A 17,856-nucleotide genomic window follows, 5' to 3' on the forward strand; every position below is an offset into this window, starting at 1 on the left:
CGGCAGGCGGGGCGGCCAGACGCAGTATCGACGGCCGTGTTCAGCGCGGACGTGCACGCCGCGGCCGCGGCGTGCCGCCCGTCTCGCGCGGGGGCAAGCCGGTGTGCTGCGTCAGCAGGCGGCCCTGGGTGACGGGCGAGGTGCGCTGGCCGGCAGCCGTGCTGTTCTTGCGCCGGGCGCTGGTGTAGCCGGCCTCGCCGCTGGGCTGGAAGGCCGGGATCAGGTGGTGCTTGCCGTTGCCGATGAGGTCGGCGCGGCCCATGGTCTTGAGCGCCTCGCGCAGCAGTGGCCAGTTGGCGGGGTCGTGCCAGCGCAGGAAGGCCTTGTGCAGACGGCGACGCTTCTCGCCGCGCACGATGTCGACACGCTCGGCACGGCGTGCATCGCGACTGATGCCCTTCAGCGGGTTGAGGTTGGTGTGGTACATCGCCGTGGCCGTGGCCATCGGGCTCGGGTAGAAGGTCTGCACCTGGTCGGCCTTGAAGCCGTTGCGCTTGAGCCAGAGCGCGAGGTTCATCATGTCCTCGTCGCTGGTGCCCGGATGCGCGGCGATGAAGTAAGGAATCAGGTACTGCTTCTTGCCCGCCGCGGCGCTGGCCTCCTCGAACATCTTCTTGAAGCGGTCATAGCTGCCGATGCCGGGCTTCATCATCTTGCTGAGCGGCCCGCCCTCGGTGTGCTCGGGCGCGATCTTGAGATAACCACCAACGTGGTGGGTGACGAGCTCCTTCACGTACTCCGGGCTCTGCACGGCCAGGTCGTAGCGCAGCCCGCTGCCGATGAGGATCTTCTTGACGCCCTTCAACTGCCGCGCGCGGCGGTACAGCCTGATCAGCGGCCCGTGGTCGGTGTTCAGATTCGGGCAGATGCCGGGGTAGACGCAGCTGGGCTTGCGGCAGGCGGCCTCGATCTCGGGGCTCTTGCAGCCGATGCGCCACATGTTGGCCGTGGGGCCGCCGAGGTCCGACACGACGCCGGTGAAGCCCTCGACCTGGTCGCGCATGCTCTCGATCTCGCGGATGATCGAGTCTTCGCTGCGGCTTTGGATGATGCGGCCCTCGTGCTCGGTGATGGAGCAGAAGGTGCAGCCGCCGAAGCAGCCGCGCATGATGTTGACGCTGAAGCGGATCATCTCCCAGGCTGGGATCTTGGTCGGCCCGTCGTGGTGGCCTTCGGCGTCGGCGTAGGCCGGGTGCGGGGAGCGCGCGTACTCGAGGTCGAACACCCAGTCCATCTCGGCCGTCGTCAGCGGGATGGGCGGCGGGTTCAGCCACAGGTCACGGTCGCCGTGCGCCTGCACCAGGGCCCGCGCATTGCCGGGGTTGGTTTCCAGGTGCAGCACGCGGTTGGCGTGCGCGTAGAGAACCGGGTCGGCCTTCACCTGCTCGTAGCTCGGCAGGCGCACCACGGTGCACTCGCGTGGCGGCAGCGCCAGCGCCCCGCTGGCCCTGCGGCTGACGGGCAGGGCCACCACGGCCTGCGCGGGCAGGGCCGGCGGCTCGGTGCCGTCGTCCTTGGCGCAGGTCTGGCCCTGTTCGGCCGCGGCCTCGCTCGTGGTGAGGTAGGGGTTGATGTGCGCGTCGATGCGACCGGGGCGGTCGACCTCGGTGGAGTCGAGCTCGAACCAGCCGGCGAAGCGCGCGGCGCCCTCGGCATCGGTGCGGCGCATGAACGCGGTGCCGCGGATGTCGGTCATGGCGTGGATGGGCTCGCGCCGCGCCAGGCGGTGCGCCACCTCCACCACCGCGCGCTCGGCGTTGCCGTACAGCAGCAGGTCGGCCTTGCTGTCGACCAGGATGCTGCGGCGGACCTTGTCCTGCCAGTAGTCGTAGTGCGCGATGCGGCGCAAGGACGCCTCGATGCCGCCGATGACCACCGGCACCTCGGGCCAGGCCTCCTTGCAGCGCTGCGTGTACACCAGCGTGGCGCGGTCGGGCCGCCGGCCGCCCGCGCCACCGGGCGTGTAGGCGTCGTCGCTGCGGATCTTGCGGTCGGCCGTGTAGCGGTTGATCATCGAATCCATGTTCCCGGCTGCCACACCGAAGAACAGCTTGGGTTTGCCCAGCGCCTTGAAGGGCTCGGCGCTCTGCCAGTCGGGCTGCGCGATGATGCCGACGCGGAAGCCCTGCGCCTCGAGCACGCGGCCGATCACGGCCATGCCGAAGCTGGGGTGGTCGACGTAGGCGTCGCCGGTGACGATGACGATGTCGCAGCTGTCCCAGCCCAGACGCTCCATCTCGGCGCGGTTCATCGGCAGGAACGGCGCTCGGCCGAAGCGCTTGGCCCAGAACGGCTTCCAGGCCGTCAGCGCCTTGGCCACCGGCATGGCGGGCGACGGCGCAGGGGCGATACGGCGGTCGAGCAGCGTGGAGCTCACGGCGGTGGGGGCACCGGTGGTTCGGCCGGGCGTCGGAGGGTCAGCCCGCCATTGTCGGCCTGGCGACCACAGGCTGCACAGGCCGGCGGCCGATCGCACGCCGATTCAGGGCCTTTAGGCTCACGGCCCGTTGGGCACGGGGCGCTGCGGCTGCGCGCACGAGCCGATCCGGCGCCCAGAACCCGGACGGAGCCACAGCCGCGGTCCTGGTGCGCTTGCGGTCTCCTCAGGTCACAGGCGCAGGCGACGCCAGCTCGTCGTCATCGAGCTCCTCGGCCAGGAAGCCCCCGCTCTGGTGTGCCCACAGCCGCGCGTAGATCCCGCCGGCAGCGAGCAAACTCTTGTGGTCGCCCACCTCGACGATGCGGCCCTTGTCCATGACCACCAGCCGGTCCATCGCCGCGATCGTGGACAGCCGGTGCGCGATGGCCACCACCGTCTTGCCCTCCATCAGCCGGTAAAGGCTCGCCTGGATCGCGGTCTCGACCTCGCTGTCGAGCGCGCTCGTGGCCTCGTCGAGCAGCAGGATCGGCGCGTCCTTGAGCATCACGCGCGCAATGGCGATGCGCTGGCGCTGGCCGCCGCTGAGCTTGACGCCGCGCTCGCCGACGTGGGCGTCGTAGCCGCTGCGGCCCTTGGGGTCGGTGAGGCCGTCGATGAAGTCGGTGGCCTCGGCGCGTTCGGCGGCGCGGCGCATCTCGGCCTCGGTGGCCTCGGGGCGGCCGTAGACGATGTTCTCGCGCACCGATCGGTGCAGCAGCGAGGTGTCCTGCGTCACCATGCCGACCTGCCGCCGCAGGCTGTCCTGGGTGACGCCCGCAATGTCCTGGCCGTCGATCAGCACGCGGCCTTCCTGGATGTCGTACAAGCGCAGCAAGAGGTTGACGACGGTGCTTTTGCCGGCGCCGGAACGGCCGACGAGGCCGATCTTCTCGCCTGGCTGGATGGTGAGGGTCAGTCCCGCGATGACCTTCTTGCCGTTGCCGTACGAGAAGCCCACGTCGTCGAAGTGCAGCTCGCCGCGCGTGACCTTCAGCTCCGCCGCGCCGGCGCGGTCCACCACGGAGCGCGCGCGCGACAGCGTCGCCATGCCGTCCTGCACGGTGCCGATGTGCTCGAACAGGGTCGCCATCTCCCACATCACCCAGTGCGAGATGCCATTGAGGCGGAAGGCCATGGCGGTGGCCGCGGCCACCGCGCCCACGCCCACCAGCGAGCCGGCCCACAGCTGCAGGCTCACCGCGGTGATGCTGGCGATCAGCAGCACCGACAACAGCTGGTTGACGGTCTCGAACGCCGTCACCAGGCGCATCTGCGCGTTGACGGTGCCCAGGAACTCCTGCATCGCGCCGCGCGCGAACTGGCTCTCGCGATGCGAGTGCGAGAACAGCTTGACGGTGGCGATGTTGGTGTAGGCGTCGGTGATGCGGCCCGTCATCAGCGAGCGCGCGTCGGCCTGCGCCTCGGCGACCTTGCCCAGCCGCGGTACGAAGTACCACAGCGTGGCCACGTACAGCACCAGCCAGCCCAGGAACGGCGCCATCAGCCAGGCGTCGAAGGCGGCCATCACGCCCACCATCGTGGCGAAATAGATGACCACGTACACCAGGATGTCGGCAAAGATCAGCCAGGTGTCGCGCACCGCCAGCGCCGTCTGCATGACTTTCGTGCTGATGCGGCCGGCGAACTCGTCCTGGTAGAAGGCCATGCTCTGGGCGAGCATCAGGCGGTGGAAGTTCCAGCGCAGGCGCATCGGGAAGTTGCCGAAGATGCCCTGGTACTTGAAGAGCGCCTGCAGCGCCGCGAACAGGATGCTCAAGGCCAGCACACTGCCCAGCACGGCCAGCAGCGAACCATGGCGCTGCCACAGCTCGGCCGGCGGCGTCTTGGCCAGCAGGTCCACCACGTGGGCCATCATGCTGAAGAGCAGCGCCTCGAAGGCGCCGATGGCGGCCGTGAACAGCGTCACCAGCAGCAGCAGCGGCCGCACGCCCTGGGTGCAGGCCCACAAGAAGGCGAAGAAAGACGCCGGCGGATCGCCCGCCGCCTGGGATGGATACGGATCCACCATCCGTTCGAAGAGACCAAACACGGGCGCTCCCTGTCTTGTTGTCACCCGCCACCGCAGATGCAGGGCACGGCCCGATTATCGAAGCCGCCCGGGTTGGACCAGCGGCCTGCGCAGTCCGTGCCGCCCGATCAGACGCGGGCAGGCCGCTCGCTCATTCACGGCTGCGCATCAGCGCCTCGACCAGCGCCTCGGCACGCGCACTCACCGCCGCGTCCATCGTGATCGTGCGGCCCCACTCGCGCGCGGTCTCGCCGGGCCACTTGTTGGTGGCGTCCAGCCCCATCTTGCCGCCCAGGCCGCTGACGGGCGAGGCGAAGTCGAGGTAGTCGATGGGCGTGTGCTCCACCAGTGTGGTGTCGCGCACCGGGTCCATGCGCGTGGTCAGGGCCCAGATCACGTCCTGCCAGTTGCGGATGTCGACGTCGTCATCGGTCACGACGATGAACTTCGTGTACATGAACTGCCGCAGAAAGCTCCACAGCCCGAACATCACCCGCTTGGCGTGGCCCGGGTAGGCCTTGCGGATGGAGATGATCGCCATCCGGTAGCTGCAGCCCTCGGGCGGCAGGTAGAAGTCGACGATCTCCGGGAACTGCTTGCGCAAGATGGGCACGAACACCTCGTTGAGCGCCACGCCCAGCACGGCGGGTTCGTCGGGCGGCTTGCCGGTGTAGGTGGAGTGATAGACCGGCTCGCGCCGGTGCGTGAGGCGCGACAGGCGGAACACCGGGAACCAGTCCTGCTCGTTGTAGTAGCCCGTGTGGTCGCCAAACGGGCCCTCCAGCGCGTGCAGGTAGCCGCCGATCTCCTTGAGCTTCACGCCGCGCTCGCTTTCGCCCGTGAAGCCGGGCTCGGCGGGCGGGATGTGGCCCTCGAGCACGATCTCGGCGCTGGCCGGCACCTGCAGCCGGCGCTCGCCCTCTCCAACGCCGCTGTCCACCACCTCGGTGCGGCCACCGCGCAGCAGGCCGGCGAACTGGTACTCCGACAGCGTGTCGGGCACCGGCGTCACGGCGCCCAGGATGGTGGCCGGGTCGGCGCCCAGGGCCACCGCGATCGGAAACGGCTGGCCCGGGTTGGCCCGCGCGAACTCGCGGAAGTCCAGCGCCCCGCCACGGTGGGCCAGCCAGCGCATGATCACCTCGCGGCGGCCGATGACCTGCTGCCGGTAGATGCCCAGGTTCTGACGCAGCCGCGGCTGCGGCACGCCCTGCGGACCGCGCGTCACCACCAGGCCCCAGGTGATGAGCGGGCCGGCGTCGCCGGGCCAGCAGGTCTGCACCGGCAGGCGGCCGAGGTCGAGCTCGTCGTGTTCGATGACCACCGTCTGGCAGGCGGCGCGCTTCACAACGGCCGGCTTCATGTCCCACAGCGCCTTGGCCATGTGCAGCAGTTTGCCGGCGTCCTTCAGGCCCTTGGGCGGCTCGGGCTCCTTCAGGCTGGCCAGCAGGGTGCCCACGTCGCGCAGTTCCGACACCTCGGCCGCGCCCATGCCCAGCGCCACGCGCCGAGGCGTGCCGAACAGATTGATCAGGCACGGGATGGTGTAGCCGACAGGGGCCGTGCACAGCAGTGCCGGGCCGGCAGACCGAAGGAGCTTGTCGCCGATGGCCGTGAGTTCGAGCTTCGGAGACACCGGTTCGTCGAGCCTGCGCAACTCGCCCATCGCTTCGAGCTGGGACATGAAGTCCCGGAGGTCGGCGTACTTCATTCCTTGGGTGTCTTTTGATTGACTTTCATATGCTTGACCAGGTATTTAGCGCTTGCTAGAGTCGGCGCCGATTTCGATCCACCGGGTTTTCCCGCAGCCCTGCTCGCTGCCCTTGGAGACCCGAGCGGTCGCAGGGGAGCCCGGTGCGCCCCTTCGGGCCCCTGGGCCAGTTCATTATGGGCAGCACGCTGACCGCGTCCGCCGCCCGCCGCTGACCAACCCTGCGGCAAGACCGGAGAGTGACGACGATGCAAGCCGATGAGATGCTGTGCCAGGCTTGGCGCACGACGAAACGATCGACGGCCGTGTTTGCTGGCGACGTTGGCCACGGCCTGCTGGCGGTCAGCCACAACACACTGGCCGTGGTCGGCCTGGTGGCGCTGGTGGTGGTGGCCTTCGGCGTCGGCCGGCCCGACCTGCGGCACGAAATGGAGCAGACCACCTTGCGCTGGCTCCAGGATCGCCATGAAGCGCGCGAACTGGCCGGCGGCAACATCCTCACCAGCCTGGGGGACCCCGAGGCCGTGGCTCGGGCCACAGCGCTCGACCCGGCGGCGCTGGCGCGCGAGCAGCGCGCCCTGACGCAGTGGATTGCCCGGCGCTACAAGGTCGCCCCTGAGCCGGTGGGCGCCCTGGTGCGGGAAGCCTGGGCCCTGGGCGAGCGCGCCCGGCTGGACCCGACGCTGATCCTGGCCATCGTGGCCGTCGAGTCGAGCTTCAACCCGTTTGCCCAGAGTCCCATGGGTGCGCAGGGCCTGATGCAGGTGGTGACGCGCGTGCACGATGACAAGTACGAGCCCTTTGGCGGCACGCTCGCGGCGTTCGATCCCATCACCAACCTGCGCGTGGGCGTGCAGGTGCTGCGCGAGTGCATCGCGCGCGCCGGCTCCGTGGCCGAGGGCCTGCGCTTCTACGTCGGTGCGGCGCTGCTGGATGGCGACGGCGGTTACGCTGCCAAGGTGATGGCCGAACAGGCCCTGATGCGGGGCGTGGCCGAGGGCGAGGCGGTGTCGGTGAACGCACCGGGCAGCCCGCCGGCGGCGGCGCGCGAGACCCTGGGCGACCCGGCGCGATCGCCTGCAACGCAGCCGCTGCCAGCAGCCGCGCCGGCGTCGGCCACAACGCCTGCGCTCGAGCGCGTCGCGCTGGTCCGCTGATCCCCGGCGCTACACTGGTGCCCTGCGCGACTGGCGATAGGTGCCCCAGGGGCCCCGAGGTGGACGACCACCGGGAAGCGCAGGCCGAGCCGGCGGCCGCCGCCGATGTCGGCGTTTGCCGTGCGCCTGGGCAGCCCTCGGCCGTGTCGCGCTCCTGTCCGGAAGGCGCGCACCCGTCGGCCCTTCTTCCCGAAGAGGACTGCCATGTTCGAACGTTCCACTTCCACCCTGGCCGCCGTCGACCCCGAGGTCTGGGCCGCCATCCAGGCCGAGAACCGCCGCCAGGAAGCGCACATCGAGCTCATCGCGAGCGAGAACTACACCAGCCCGGCCGTGATGGCCGCGCAGGGCAGCCAGCTCACCAACAAGTACGCCGAGGGCTACCCCGGCAAGCGCTACTACGGCGGCTGCGAGCACGTCGACGTCGTCGAGGCGCTGGCCATCGAGCGCCTGAAGCGGCTCTTCGGCGCCGACTTCGCCAACGTGCAGGCCAACTCCGGCAGCCAGGCCAACCAGGCGGTGTTCTTCGGCCTGCTGCAGCCGGGCGACACCATCATGGGCATGAGCCTGGCCGAAGGCGGCCACCTGACACATGGCATGCCACTCAACATGAGCGGCAAGTGGTTCAAGGTGGTGAGCTACGGGCTTGATGCGAACGAAGCCATCGACTACGACGCGATGGAGCGCCTGGCCCACGAACACAGGCCCAAGCTCATCATCGCCGGCGCCAGCGCCTACAGCCTGCGCATCGACTTCGAGCGCTTCGCCCGCGTGGCCAAGGCCGTCGGCGCGTTCTTCATGGTCGACATGGCGCATTACGCGGGGCTGATCGCCGCCGGGGTCTACCCGAACCCGGTGCCGCACGCCGACGTCGTCACCAGCACCACGCACAAGAGCCTGCGCGGCCCGCGCGGCGGCATCGTGCTAATGAACGACGAGGCCATCGCGAAGAAGATCAACAGCGCCATCTTCCCCGGCATCCAGGGCGGGCCGCTGATGCACGTCATTGCCGGCAAGGCCGTGGCCTTCCACGAGGCGCTCCAACCCGGCTTCAAGGCCTACCAGCAGCAGGTGGTGGCCAACGCGCGCGTGCTGGCCGAAACGCTGATCGAGCGCGGCCTGCGCATCGTGAGCGGCCGCACCGAGAGCCACGTGATGCTGGTGGACCTGCGCCCCAAGGGCCTGACCGGCAAGGAGGCTGAGGCCATCCTCGGCGAGGCCCACATGACCTGCAACAAGAACGGCATCCCGAAAGACCCACAGAAGCCCATGGTCACCAGCGGCATCCGCCTGGGCACGCCGGCGATGACGACGCGCGGCTTCCAGGAGGAGCAGGCGCGCCAGACCGCGCACCTGATCGCCGACGTGCTGGACAAGCCGCACGATGCCGCGAACATCGCCGCCGTGCGCGCCCGGGTGGCTGCGCTGACGCGCGACTTCCCGGTGTATCGATGAGCCTGAAGGCTTGCGGCGGCGTCGCGGCGCGACCCCGGGGCGTCCGGTCGGCGGCCGGTTGACGCCGTGCGTTGTCCGTTCTGTGGCCACGAGGACACGCAGGTCGTCGAGACCCGCGAGTCCGACGAGGGTGACGTCGTGCGGCGGCGGCGGCGCTGCCTGCACTGCGAGAAGCGCTTCACCACCTACGAGCGCAGCGACATCCAGATGCCGTCGGTCGTCAAGAAGGACGGTACGCGCGTCGACTTCGACCCCGCCAAGCTGCGTGCCAGCATGAGCCTGGCGCTGCGCAAGCGCCCGGTCAGCGTGGAGCAGATCGACACCGCCATCGAGCGCATCCAGGACAAGCTCTTGGCCAGCGGCGCGCGCGAGACGCCCAGCGCACGGCTGGGCGAGCTGGTGATGCGGGAACTCCGCCGCATCGACAAGGTGGCCTATGTCCGTTTTGCGTCGGTGTACCGGCAGTTCGAGGACGTGGACGAGTTCCGGCAGCTGATCCGCGACATCTGAGCCGCCCGGGTCGGGCCTGGGCGTCCCGGCGCAGCCGGTCCCCCCGCCAGGGGGCCCTCGCCCCGGGCCCGCACGATGGGGACGCAGGCTGCACGGGCGATTCCTACAGTGGCCGTCATTGGAGCCTCAATGGAGTCGCCACCATGCCGAACCCGCGTTTGCGTCGCCACGCAGCCGGCGCCAGTCTCGTCGAAGTCACCGTGGTGATGGCGCTTGTTGCAGTCCTGGCCCGCAGCGTGTTGCCGGGCTGGTCAGACGCACGCGATCGGCGCAGCCTCCAGGCTGCCTCGGCCCAGCTGGCCAACGACCTGCACCTCGCACGCAGTCTGGCTGCAGCGCAAGGGCTGCCGGTACGCCTGGGCAGTGTGGCGGCCCAGGGCTGCTACGTGGTGCACACCGGTCCGGCCCGGGGCTGTGCCTGCAACGCTGCCGGCGCGGTCCAGTGCAGCGGCGATGCCCAGGCCCTGCGCGTGGCCGTACTGCCGGGCAGCGGCCGCCTCGCGTTCAGCGCATCGTCGGCTTCGATGCTGTTCGACGCCGACCGCGGCACGGTCACGCCCACGGGCACCCTGCGGCTGCAACTCGCCGATGGCCGGGCCATCCATCACGTCGTCAACATCATGGGCCGCGCCCGCACCTGCTCGCCGCGGGGTGCAGTGCCCGGTCACCCACCCTGCTGAGCGACACCCCCCGACTGGAGGAAGCGGCCGATCAGCGGCCGGTCAACGCCGACGGACGGCACCTGTGGCGCCCGTCCAGATTCAGCGGTCCGCCCACAATTGAGCCATGCCTGCGTTTGCCCCATCGCTGCAACCGGTCCGTCAGCTTGGCGGCATTACGCTGATCGAACTGATGATCGCCGTGGCGATCATTGCGATCCTGGCGACGATCGCGCTGCCTGGCTATCTTGATTCGTTGCGCAAGAGCCGCCGCGCCGAGGCCTTCAACTCGATGGCCACGGTGCAGCAGGCGCAGGAGCGATACCGCAGCAACAACGCCGGCTATGCAAGCACGCTGGCGCTGCTGGGCATCACCAGCACCACCAGCACGCCCAAAGGCTACTACACGCTGTCGGTGGTCACGGAACCCTCCACGATTGCCACGACCTACACCGTCAGCGCTGTCGCTGTGAGCGGCACCTCGCAGGCCCAGGACGGCAACTGCAGGCGGCTGGCGGTCCGGGCTTCCGGCGGACAGATCAGCTACGCGGGCTGTGCCAGTTGCGGCTTGGTACCGGCCGACTTCTCGGAGACGAACGCATGCTGGACGCGCTGACGCCGAGGTCCGGCAGCTGCGTCCGGGGCGGTCGCGGCCGCGGCTTTTCTCTTATGGAGTTGATGGTCGTCATCGCGGGGGTCGTGGTGATCATCGGTCTGGCGGCACCGTCGTTCGTCGAGGACATCGTCACTCAGCGGGTGGGCAGCATCCGCGCGCAACTCGTGACCGACCTGCAGCACGCCCGGTCCGGGTCCATCAGCCGGGACCGGCACGTGGCCGTCAGGTTCCAGTTCTCGGTGGGGTCGACCGGCGCCTCGTGTTGCGTCATCTGCACGAGTCCCGACCCCGACGCCAATCCGCAGGAGTGCGACTGCTTCGCCGCCCAGGGCTTGCGCTGCGCGTTCGCGGACACTTCCGAGTTGCGCACCGTCATCGTCCCCAACAGCTTGCGGGTGATGCTGCGGGTCGCCGATGCGCAGCATGACATCGTCAACTTCAGCCCACAGACGGGAAGCTGCGTGATCGGCTCGATCCCGGGCTCGTCGTCTGCGATGCTCTCCTCGCTGGAGACTCAGGGGTTCGTGGTCAAGACGCGCGCCGACGACGAGCGGGCCCTTCGTGTCGTCATCAGCAGCATCGGCCGGCCTCAGCTGTGGACCCTGGCAGGTTCGAGACTCGGGGGCACGCCATGTCCGCCTTGAGGCCCCGCCGCGGCGGCTTGCCGCTCCAGCGGGGCCTGTCGCTGGTCGAACTGATGGTTGGCATCACGGTGGGCCTCATCGTGGTGGCCGCAGCCACCTTGCTGGTGTACGGCCAGCTCGTCGAGAACCGCCAGCTCATCGTGGAGGCCCAGGTGCAGCAGGACCTCCGCGCCACAGCCGACATTGTCGTGCGCGAATTGCGGCGTGCCGGCATGAACAACCGTGTCGAACTGTCGATCTGGGATCCGTCAGGGACCGGCGATGCGACGCCCAACCCCTTTTCCGGTGACGCGACGCTCTCGCCGCCGCCCGGTTCCGCAAGCCAAGGGCTGAGCTTCGCCTACCGGGAGACTGGCGTTGAAGTCACCGGGTCCCTGGGGTTTCGGATCAACACCGCCAACGGCACGATCGAGAGACTGCTGCACGGGGGCAGCTGGCAGGAGTTGACCGACCGCAATACGCTGGAGGTCACGTCCTTCAGCGTGACGCGGCTAAACGACAGGCGCGAGATCGTGCCATGCCAGAACCCCTGCCCCGGCGGCGCCGGCACAGACTGCTGGCCCCGGGTGGGCGTGCGCGCGCTGACGCTGGCGATCACCCTTCGGTCGCGCCACAACCCGGCGATCGTGCGCCGCCACCAGGCCACCGTCAGGTTGCGCAACGACGACCTGCCTTTCCACGATGCCGCGGCGCCGCGGCTATGTCCGGCATGAGCGAATTGGGGCGCTCCCAAGCGCTCATCCCGCAGTGCGGGGCACGAACGTATTCGCGCGATCGCCGTCGCCGACAGCGTGGCGCGGCCACGCTTGTGGTCGTGATGGTGATGTTCTTCCTGGTGTCCATGGTGGCGGCCTACGCAAGCCGAGACATCATCTTCGAACAGCGTACGGGCGCCAACTACCTGCGCGCCACCCAGGCTTTCGAGGTGGCCGAAGCAGGGCTGCAGTGGGCGCTGGCTCAGCTCAACAGCGGCCGCATCGACGACGCCTGCCTGCCCAGTACCGACCTGGGCGACCCGAGCTTCCGGCAGCGCTACATCGGCATCGACCCGGTCAGCGGCGTACTCACGGCACGCAGCTTCACGCCGCCGGGTGGTGCTTCGACGCCGCTGACACCGCTCTGCGTGTTCGATCCCGGCGCCGGCACCTGGGCCTGCTCGTGCCCACGCAACGGAGTGCCCATGCTGGCCGCCCCGGCCGGCCCGCTCGCGGCGCCTGCCTTCAGGATCTCGTTCGAGCCGGACCTCGGGATGGACAGCATGTCCACCTCGAGACCGGGCTCGCTCGTCCTGAGCGTCGTCGCCTGCACGCGGCTGGATCTCAGCTGCCTCAGCCCCGGGACCGCCGGTCTCGTCAACGAGGGCCGCGCCTTCGTCCGTGTGGCCGTCTACCAGAGCGCACAATCGATGTCGATGCCGCTGGCCACGCTGACCGCCCGCGGCACCGTCAGCGCCACCGGCCTGACCATCAGCAACTCGCGCTCTGGCGACAGCGGCATCACCGTCCATGCCAGAGGCGACGTGCTCCACATCGGCGCCGGCCTGTCCTTGAACACCCTGGCCGGCAACGCCCTCAGCGGCGAGGGCACGACGCTGAAGCTCGATGCAGCGCTCGATCTGCCCGCGCTGGCCGGCACGGTCGGCTTCAGCTCCTCGGACCGCTTCTTCGCCTCGGTCTTCAAGCTCTCGCCGACCACCGCGTTCGACCAACCCGCGATGGTGCAACTGGGCGACTGCGGCGTTGGCTGCGGCGGCAACACCGTGCGCGACGCCGCAGAGGCCCACCCGGGTCGTCCGATACGCGTTCAGGGCGACCTCAACATCAGCACGGCGGTCACCATCGGCAGCGCCACCGAACCGGTGGTCCTGGTGGTGGACGGCGGCAACCTCAACATCTCCGCAGCTGGAGCCGTGATCAACGGGCTGGTTTTCGTGCGACCGTCATCGGGCATCGCGTGGACCATCCCCAGCGAGGGCCTGGTGCGTGGCGCCGTCGTCGTCGACGGCGATGTCAGCGGCACGGGGGGCGCTTTCGCGATGGAGTACGACGGCGAGTTGCTGCGGGCCCTGCGCGGGCGCGGCGGGAGCTTCGTCGTCGTGCCCGGCTCCTGGCGCGACCTGCCGCGAATGTGATGGCGGCGCGAACGATGAATCCACGCTCGGCAGCGCGCCGCGTCGTGCTCGGCATCTCGCTGATTGAGGCCCTGGTGGCGCTGGCGGTGATGGCTTTCGGCATGCTGGGCGTCGTCGGCATGCTGTCGACCCTGCGCTTCAACGCCGACCTGTCGCGACAGCGGGCAGAGGCGGTACGCCTGGCGCAGGACGCGATGGAGAGCTGGCGCGCCTACAGCGTGCTGCGCTCGGCCAGCGCTGTAGCGCCACAGATCGCGTTCGAAGACATCGTTGACACCGGCCCGGACATGCTCCTGGTGGCTGAGGTCAACACCCCGTTCAGCCGCGAGACCATCGTCGTCCCCGAGGCGGCCAGTTCGCCGCGGGTGCGCGAGGTGCGGGTGCTCGTCCGCTGGCAAGACCGCCGCGGCGAGCCGCAGGAGGTGCTGCTGACGAGCCAGATCGGCTACGTGCCCCCGGAACTGGCCGCGGTCGTGGCACAGAGGGCCGACCGCGGGCCGGTCGGCCGCCCTGGCAACCGCCATCCCCTGATTCCGCGCGCCGCGGTGGCCGTTCCCGGCGAACCCGGCAGCAGCCGCTTCGACCCGCCGGGCGGGGCCGGCCTGGGTTGGGTGTTCAACAACGACACCGGCCTGATTGTCGCGACCTGCCCGCCACCGCCGGCCACCGCCTGCACGCTGGCCAACCGCCTGCTCGTGGCTGGCAGCTTGAGCTTCGCCCTCGGCAGCCCGCCTTCCAGGGCAGCGGCCGAGGCCCCTTCCGATCCCATGCCCAGCGGGATGCAGGTCGCAGTCGTGGTTCGTTATACCCAGCCCTCTCCTGGGGGCATGGAGACCTGCATCGTCGCCGAGTCGCCGGACCGGCGGCGGGTGTTCTACTACTGCGCCATGCCCATCAGCAGCACCGGAGATTGGACCGGCACGGTGGATCCGTTCATCACTCAAGCGGGGGTCGATGTCCGCGCCTCGGATGTCTACAGCCCGCCCACTGCGCCGCTCGACACCTCGGCCCCCACCGACATGCGCAGCACGCGCTTCCGCATCTGCCGCTACACGCCCGACAGCGTCAACCGACGCGAGGTCGAGGTCCCGGCCGGCATGTCGCTGGTCACTGCGAGCTGGCTGCACAACAGCCGGCACCCCTGGCGCTACTCCCGCGCGATGGAGCCCTACAGCGACCGCAACTTCCTCGTGGTCCCGGCCGGCGACGGCGCAAGCCTGGTCTACGGCTGTCCGACTGAAGACCCTCTGACGGCGATCCAGAGCAATACCCACCACCACCCGAGGGTCGTACCGTGAACGTGCCAGCGCTCGACCGGCAGCGCTTGCTCGATGCCCTGTCGCTGGCCGAGTCGGTGATCGGCCTGACCGATCCCAACCCGCGCGTGGGCTGTGTCATCGGCCATGCCGACGGCCGCGTGCTCGGCCGTGGCGCCACCCAGCAGGCCGGGGGCCCGCACGCCGAGGTGATGGCGCTGCGCGACGCCGCCGGGCAGGGGCACATGGTCCGGGGCGCCACGGCCTGGGTGACGCTGGAGCCCTGCGCCCACCACGGGCGCACACCGCCCTGCTGCGACGCGCTCGTGGCCGGCGGCTTGGCGCGCGTGGTGGTCGGCGTGCGCGATCCCTTCCCGCAAGTGGCCGGGGCCGGCATCGAGCGCCTGCGCGCCGCCGGACTGGTGGTGGACGCCGCCGACGAGGACATCGCCCGCGCCTGCCGCGAGATCAACATCGGTTTCTTCAGCCGCTTCGAGCGCCAGCGGCCCTGGGTGCGGCTGAAGGCCGCAGCCTCGCTCGACGCGGTGACCGCGCTCGACGACGGTCGCAGCCAGTGGATCACCGGGGCCGAGGCCCGGGCCGACGGCCATGCCTTCCGCCGCCGCGCCGGCGCGGTGCTCACCGGCATCGGCACGGTCCTGGCCGACGACCCGCGGCTGGACGTGCGGCTCGTGGCCACCGCGCGCCAGCCCCTGCGGGTGGTGCTCGATACCCGATGGCGAACGCCCGCATCGGCCCGCTTGTTCGAGGCCGCAGGCCCGCTGCTGATTGTCGGTGCCACGTCGGTGGAGTCCGCTCCTGCTGCGCTGATTGCGCGCGGCGCGGATCTGCTGTCGTTGCCGGCGCCCGATGGTCGGATCGATCTGTCCTCGCTGCTGGCCGCGCTCGCCGCCCGGGGTGTCAACGAGCTGCACATCGAAGCCGGCGCCACGCTGGGCGGCGCCTGGCTGGCTTCCGGGCTGGTGGACGAGCTTCTGGTCTACCTGGCCCCGGTGCTGCTGGGCCGCGGCCACCCGCTGACGCGGCTGGCCCCGCCGTCGAACCTGGCCGACGCGCCCCGTTGGCAGTGGCACGAGGTCACGCCCGTGGGCGGCGACCTGCGCCTGCGGCTGCGCCGCCCCGCCGCCTAGAATCCGGTCATGCCCATCGCTCCCGTCCCGGAGCTGGTCGCCGAGCTGGCGGCCGGCCGTATGGTCGTCCTCGTCGACGAGGAAGACCGCGAAAACGAAGGCGACCTCGTGCTCGCCGCCGACCACGTCACGCCCGAGGCCATCAACTTCATGGCCCGGCACGCACGAGGGCTGATCTGCCTCACGCTCACGCGCGAACGCTGCGAGAGCCTGCAGCTGCCGCCCATGACCACGCGCAACGGCACCCAGCACGGCACGGCCTTCACGGTGTCGATCGAGGCCGCCACTGGCGTGACCACCGGCATCAGCGCCGCCGACCGCGCCCGGACCGTGCAGGCGGCCGTGGCGCGCGACGCCAAGCCGTCCGACCTCGTGCAGCCCGGCCATATCTTCCCGCTGCAGGCGCAGGACGGCGGCGTGCTCATGCGCGCCGGCCATACCGAGGCCGGCTGCGACCTCGCGGCCATGGCCGGCTTGTCGCCGGCCGCGGTGATCTGCGAGGTGATGAACGAAGACGGCACCATGGCGCGCCTGCCCGACCTGGAGGTGTTCGCGCGCCAGCACGGGCTGAAGATCGGCACCATCGCCGACCTCATCGGCTACCGGAGCCGCAACGAGACCTTGATCGAGCGCGTCGGCGAGCGCACCCTGGCCACGCCGCACGGCGAGTTCGAGTGCCTGACCTTCCGCGACAAGAGCGGCGGCGTGCACCTCGCCCTGCGCCATGGCCGCTGGCCGCCCACCGACGAGGTGCTGGTGCGCGTGCACGAGCCCTTCACCGCGCTTGACCTCCTTGACGCGCGCGGAGGCGGTCACTCCTGGCCGCTGGCGCAGGCGCTGCAGGCGCTGCAGCGCTCGCCAGCCGGCGTGGCGGTGCTGCTCAACGCCAGCGCCGACGCGCGGTCGCTCTTGTACGCACTGGTGGGCGAGCCTGCCGCGGCGCCGCCGCCCAAAGCGCAGATGGACCTTCGCACTTACGGGGTGGGCGCGCAGATCCTGCGCGAGCTGGGCGTGCGCCGCATGCGGCTGCTCGGCAGCCCGCGCCGCATGCCCAGCATGGCCGGCTACGGCTTGGAGATCACCGGCTTCGTCGCGGCCGGCACCTGAACCCCCGATGAACATCCCCTCCCACCCCAACGGTCCTCGCGGACTCCGTCACCATGCAGGGCGCTGACCAAGGCCAGGCCGCCGAGCTGGCCGGCGAGGGCCTGCGCATCGGCATCGTGCGGGCCCGCTTCAATGACGCGCTCACGCTCAAGCTCGCCCAGGCCTGCCTGGCCGAGCTCGAGCGGCTCGAGGTCGACGAGTCCGACATCCGCCACGTCAGCGTGCCCGGCGCGCTGGAGATCCCGGTCGTGCTCAAGGCCATGGCCGACAGCGGCGATTTCGACGCGCTGATTGCTTTGGGTTGCGTGATCCGCGGCGAAACCTACCACTTCGAGCTGGTGTGCAACGAGAGCGGTGCCGGCGTCACGCGCGTGGCCCTCGACCACCAGATCCCGGTGGCCAACGCCATCCTCACGGTCGAAAACGAAGCCCAGGCCTGGGCCCGGGCCGAAGAAAAGGGCCGCGACGCCGCGCGCGTGGCCGTGGAGATGGCCAACCTGATGGAAGACCTCTCGTGAGCAGCACCGAGACGCCCACCGCGCCGCCGCGCCGCGCCGCGCCCAGGTCGGCGCGGCGCCGCTCGCGCGAGTTCGCGCTGCAGGGCCTGTATCAGTGGTTGGTGGCCGCCGCCCCGGCCCGGGAGGTCGAGGCGCACGTCGCGCAGCTCGAACACTTCGACAAGTGCGACCGCGCCCACTTCGACGCGCTGCTGCACGGCTGCATCGAGGAGGCCGCCACGCTCGATGCCCTGCTTGCGCGCCACGTCGACCGCAAGACCTCGATGCTGTCGCCGGTGGAGCATGCGGCGCTGCTGATCGGCTGCTTCGAGCTCGCGCGCTGCGTCGAGATCCCCTACCGCGTGGCCATCAACGAGGCGGTTGAGCTGGCCAAGGCCTTTGGCGGCACCGACGGCCACAAGTATGTGAACGGCGTGCTCGACAAGTGCGCCGGCCAACTGCGCCCCGAAGAGGCCGCCGCCGGCCGCGCGCGCCGGGCCACTTGAGGCGCAGC

General features: G+C 70.2%; 16 protein-coding genes. 13 read left to right on the forward strand and 3 right to left on the reverse strand.

Going from position 1 to position 17,856, the window contains the following annotated elements; translation table 11 throughout:
* Nucleotides 1-40: 40 nt before the first annotated feature.
* The 3 genes from KA711_00565 to KA711_00575 form a co-directional block, all read right to left on the reverse strand.
* A complete protein-coding gene (locus KA711_00565; GenBank protein ID MCM0607477.1) occupies nt 41-2,326 on the reverse strand; it encodes a YgiQ family radical SAM protein in 2,286 nt (761 codons plus the stop codon).
* 277 nt (nt 2,327-2,603) lie between these two features.
* Nucleotides 2,604-4,448, reverse strand: coding sequence for an ABC transporter ATP-binding protein (locus KA711_00570; GenBank protein MCM0607478.1), 1,845 nt, complete (start codon nt 4,446-4,448; stop codon nt 2,604-2,606).
* 151 nt (nt 4,449-4,599) lie between these two features.
* Entirely contained in the window at nt 4,600-6,159 is a 1,560-nt protein-coding gene (locus KA711_00575) for a UbiD family decarboxylase (protein ID MCM0607479.1), read from the reverse strand.
* A gap of 248 nt (nt 6,160-6,407) precedes the next feature.
* On the opposite strand from KA711_00575, the gene KA711_00580 reads away from it, so the two are divergent.
* The 13 genes from KA711_00580 to nusB all read left to right on the forward strand — a co-directional run bounded on the left by KA711_00580 (nt 6,408) and on the right by nusB (nt 17,848).
* Nucleotides 6,408-7,316, forward strand: coding sequence for a transglycosylase SLT domain-containing protein (locus tag KA711_00580; GenBank protein ID MCM0607480.1), 909 nt, complete (start codon nt 6,408-6,410; stop codon nt 7,314-7,316).
* Between the two features lie 204 nt (nt 7,317-7,520).
* On the forward strand, nt 7,521-8,771 hold the full coding sequence (locus KA711_00585; GenBank protein MCM0607481.1) for a serine hydroxymethyltransferase: 1,251 nt from the start codon (nt 7,521-7,523) through the stop codon (nt 8,769-8,771).
* A gap of 66 nt (nt 8,772-8,837) precedes the next feature.
* Entirely contained in the window at nt 8,838-9,281 is a 444-nt protein-coding gene (gene nrdR / locus KA711_00590; GenBank protein MCM0607482.1) for a transcriptional regulator NrdR, read from the forward strand.
* A 143-nt stretch (nt 9,282-9,424) separates the two neighbouring features.
* Nucleotides 9,425-9,961, forward strand: a complete 537-nt coding sequence (locus KA711_00595; protein ID MCM0607483.1) for a GspH/FimT family pseudopilin — start codon at nt 9,425-9,427, stop codon at nt 9,959-9,961.
* Between the two features lie 106 nt (nt 9,962-10,067).
* The gene (locus KA711_00600) at nt 10,068-10,556 is read left to right on the forward strand and encodes a type IV pilin protein (GenBank protein ID MCM0607484.1); all 489 of its coding nucleotides are present in this window, start codon (nt 10,068-10,070) and stop codon (nt 10,554-10,556) included.
* The gene (locus KA711_00605) at nt 10,541-11,200 is read left to right on the forward strand and encodes a hypothetical protein (protein ID MCM0607485.1); all 660 of its coding nucleotides are present in this window, start codon (nt 10,541-10,543) and stop codon (nt 11,198-11,200) included. The genes KA711_00600 and KA711_00605 overlap by 16 nt, the downstream gene beginning before the upstream one ends.
* Nucleotides 11,188-11,913: a prepilin-type N-terminal cleavage/methylation domain-containing protein gene (locus KA711_00610; GenBank protein MCM0607486.1), complete on the forward strand. Its 726-nt coding sequence runs from the start codon at nt 11,188-11,190 to the stop codon at nt 11,911-11,913. The genes KA711_00605 and KA711_00610 overlap by 13 nt, the downstream gene beginning before the upstream one ends.
* A 101-nt stretch (nt 11,914-12,014) precedes the next feature.
* Nucleotides 12,015-13,331: a hypothetical protein gene (locus tag KA711_00615; GenBank protein ID MCM0607487.1), complete on the forward strand. Its 1,317-nt coding sequence runs from the start codon at nt 12,015-12,017 to the stop codon at nt 13,329-13,331.
* Between the two features lie 14 nt (nt 13,332-13,345).
* Entirely contained in the window at nt 13,346-14,629 is a 1,284-nt protein-coding gene (locus tag KA711_00620; protein MCM0607488.1) for a hypothetical protein, read from the forward strand.
* Nucleotides 14,626-15,738 carry a bifunctional diaminohydroxyphosphoribosylaminopyrimidine deaminase/5-amino-6-(5-phosphoribosylamino)uracil reductase RibD gene (gene ribD / locus KA711_00625; protein MCM0607489.1) on the forward strand — a complete coding sequence of 371 codons (1,113 nt, stop codon included), beginning with the start codon at nt 14,626-14,628 and terminating at the stop codon, nt 15,736-15,738. Before KA711_00620 ends, ribD begins: the two co-directional genes overlap by 4 nt.
* Nucleotides 15,739-15,747: 9 nt before the next feature.
* Nucleotides 15,748-16,845, forward strand: a complete 1,098-nt coding sequence (gene ribB, locus KA711_00630) for a 3,4-dihydroxy-2-butanone-4-phosphate synthase (GenBank protein MCM0607490.1) — start codon at nt 15,748-15,750, stop codon at nt 16,843-16,845.
* 53 nt (nt 16,846-16,898) lie between these two features.
* Entirely contained in the window at nt 16,899-17,363 is a 465-nt protein-coding gene (locus KA711_00635) for a 6,7-dimethyl-8-ribityllumazine synthase (protein MCM0607491.1), read from the forward strand.
* Nucleotides 17,360-17,848, forward strand: a complete 489-nt coding sequence (gene nusB, locus KA711_00640) for a transcription antitermination factor NusB (protein MCM0607492.1) — start codon at nt 17,360-17,362, stop codon at nt 17,846-17,848. The genes KA711_00635 and nusB overlap by 4 nt, the downstream gene beginning before the upstream one ends.
* Nucleotides 17,849-17,856 lie beyond the last annotated feature (8 nt).

This window comes from Ideonella sp. WA131b (assembly GCA_023657425.1).
Classification (GTDB): Bacteria; Pseudomonadota; Gammaproteobacteria; order Burkholderiales; family Burkholderiaceae_C; genus Rubrivivax.

Excerpts from the sequence above, each read along its gene's own strand:
- KA711_00595 (MCM0607483.1), top strand. The coding sequence starts at position 9,425 with ATGCCGAACCCGCGTTTGCGTCGCCACGCAGCCGGCGCCAGTCTCGTC.
- KA711_00570 (MCM0607478.1), bottom strand. The coding sequence starts at position 4,448 with ATGGTGGATCCGTATCCATCCCAGGCGGCGGGCGATCCGCCGGCGTCT.
- KA711_00600 (MCM0607484.1), top strand. The coding sequence starts at position 10,068 with ATGCCTGCGTTTGCCCCATCGCTGCAACCGGTCCGTCAGCTTGGCGGC.
- KA711_00635 (MCM0607491.1), top strand. The coding sequence starts at position 16,899 with ATGCAGGGCGCTGACCAAGGCCAGGCCGCCGAGCTGGCCGGCGAGGGC.
- KA711_00580 (MCM0607480.1), top strand. The coding sequence starts at position 6,408 with ATGCAAGCCGATGAGATGCTGTGCCAGGCTTGGCGCACGACGAAACGA.
- KA711_00565 (MCM0607477.1), bottom strand. The coding sequence starts at position 2,326 with ATGCCGGTGGCCAAGGCGCTGACGGCCTGGAAGCCGTTCTGGGCCAAG.
- KA711_00620 (MCM0607488.1), top strand. The coding sequence starts at position 13,346 with ATGAATCCACGCTCGGCAGCGCGCCGCGTCGTGCTCGGCATCTCGCTG.
- KA711_00605 (MCM0607485.1), top strand. The coding sequence starts at position 10,541 with ATGCTGGACGCGCTGACGCCGAGGTCCGGCAGCTGCGTCCGGGGCGGT.
- KA711_00575 (MCM0607479.1), bottom strand. The coding sequence starts at position 6,159 with ATGAAGTACGCCGACCTCCGGGACTTCATGTCCCAGCTCGAAGCGATG.
- KA711_00610 (MCM0607486.1), top strand. The coding sequence starts at position 11,188 with ATGTCCGCCTTGAGGCCCCGCCGCGGCGGCTTGCCGCTCCAGCGGGGC.
- KA711_00585 (MCM0607481.1), top strand. The coding sequence starts at position 7,521 with ATGTTCGAACGTTCCACTTCCACCCTGGCCGCCGTCGACCCCGAGGTC.
- ribB (MCM0607490.1), top strand. The coding sequence starts at position 15,748 with ATGCCCATCGCTCCCGTCCCGGAGCTGGTCGCCGAGCTGGCGGCCGGC.